This is a genomic window from Coleofasciculus sp., from assembly GCF_046565525.1.
Lineage (GTDB): Bacteria > Cyanobacteriota > Cyanobacteriia > Cyanobacteriales > Coleofasciculaceae > Coleofasciculus.
Window position 1 is genome coordinate 1 of record NZ_JBKHUP010000246.1, and the last position, 1562, is coordinate 1562.

A 1562-nucleotide genomic window follows, 5' to 3' on the forward strand; every position below is an offset into this window, starting at 1 on the left:
CGCGATCGCGTTGCCTCTAATCGGTGATTCTGTGGACAAAGGTTGAAAACTCGGCATAACTGTATCCATCCTGTCGGTGAATAGGTTGGCAGTACTTGTGGTTGATAATCTGAAGCTTGCTTTTAGCTGTAGAAATATCAAACTGCCCAGTCGCTCGAACCGTAACACGCCCAACATGAGTACCTACATTTTTGCCTGACCTAACAACAGCTCTCACCATGTCCCCAGTTTGAAACCCGTGAACAACCTTTACCCTTTTTCGGACAGCTAATTCACCTTTTTTATTGACTTGGGGAAAGCCAAACTTGGTGATGTTACACATCCGCCTATGCCCGTAACCTGTGGCTTTAATCATCAAAGGTTTATTCACCTTGACTATGACTTGCTCTGGTGTTGAACTCCCTACAGCTACCGCATCTCCATAGTGGGTTTTATCTAAGCCCAAGCGAGTGCGATTGAATTTAGTTTGCCCTCCGGTGCCTGTTTCTACGGGTAGCCCTGTAGCCTTAAGTCGTTCAAACAAAGCCCATCGGGTTGTATTAACGGCGGCGGCATCTACCAACGGCTTTTTGATTTGAGCTAGAACCCGCTTGAGGACATCAGGTTTGCCTGACAAGAAATCTTTGATATCTTGATTACCCTTGCTTTGGTTGCAGGGGTGGCAAGCCAGGGTTAAGTTGCTCACACGGTTACTACCGCCAAGTGACCGAGGTACAACGTGTTCGACCTCTAACCGAGTATCCGTTGCACCACAGTAAACACAGCGCCGAGCAAACTTGGTGAGCAGATACTCACGGACTTCGTAGCCAGCCAAAGAGCCTTGTTGATACATCACTCCTGATATCTCAGGATTTTGCATCTTGGACAAATCGAACTTTACTAGCTCTTGGCTGATGGCGGTTATTGGGCAAAACTTGATCAAGCGGCGCACCCAGGTCAACGTGTTTTCTACTCGACTGTTGAGGGAGGGCGGCAACCAACCTGATTGACGGCGACGGTTATCGAACCGTGCCGCACGGTATCTGGTTTTACGGTTACGCCTCGACCTGCGTAATTGGCGACGAGTGGTCAATGCATCCCGAATCGCAAACCCTCTGTGAGAAAGCTCCGCCGCCCAAACAACTACGGAACCTTGGAGAATAGCTAGTCCCGTTGTTTTCGCCCCAGGATCGATTTTGAGTCTAAAAAGCTGGGTTTGGGAATTTTCTTTGAGCCTGTCATGGAGAATGATTGTCAACGGATAACGGCGAAACACTGAGGCTCTACCTGAGACAAGCAAGCGTCTTGCTCGTGCTGGGTGAGTGGGGTCAAGTGGCTTTCGGTTTTTGTCGAGGACAAATACAAACATAAGTTGGATATCTCGGATTATTCCGGTAACGTTTTCCTCGTCAAAGCTATCTGGGCTTTTTACACTCAAATCACTTCTTTAGTCGAATACAGATGTTTAAATTTGAGCGACAGTAGCTTAAAGCTGGAAAGCACCTTAAGGTGTCATGACCCAGGTAGCGTAGTTCATTAAAGAACTGAGACTGGCTATCTCTACAGTTTTGGTATTTGTTGTC

1 protein-coding gene is annotated in these 1562 nt (G+C 47.6%); it reads right to left on the reverse strand.

Translation table 11 applies throughout. The features are described 5' to 3' along the window. Window positions 1-16: 16 nt before the first annotated feature. The gene (gene iscB / locus ACLGGO_RS35510; protein WP_446422840.1) at window positions 17-1348 is read right to left on the reverse strand and encodes an RNA-guided endonuclease IscB; all 1332 of its coding nucleotides are present in this window, start codon (window positions 1346-1348) and stop codon (window positions 17-19) included. Between the last annotated feature and the right edge of the window lie 214 nt (window positions 1349-1562).

Excerpts from the sequence above, each read along its gene's own strand:
- iscB (WP_446422840.1), bottom strand. The coding sequence starts at position 1,348 with ATGTTTGTATTTGTCCTCGACAAAAACCGAAAGCCACTTGACCCCACT.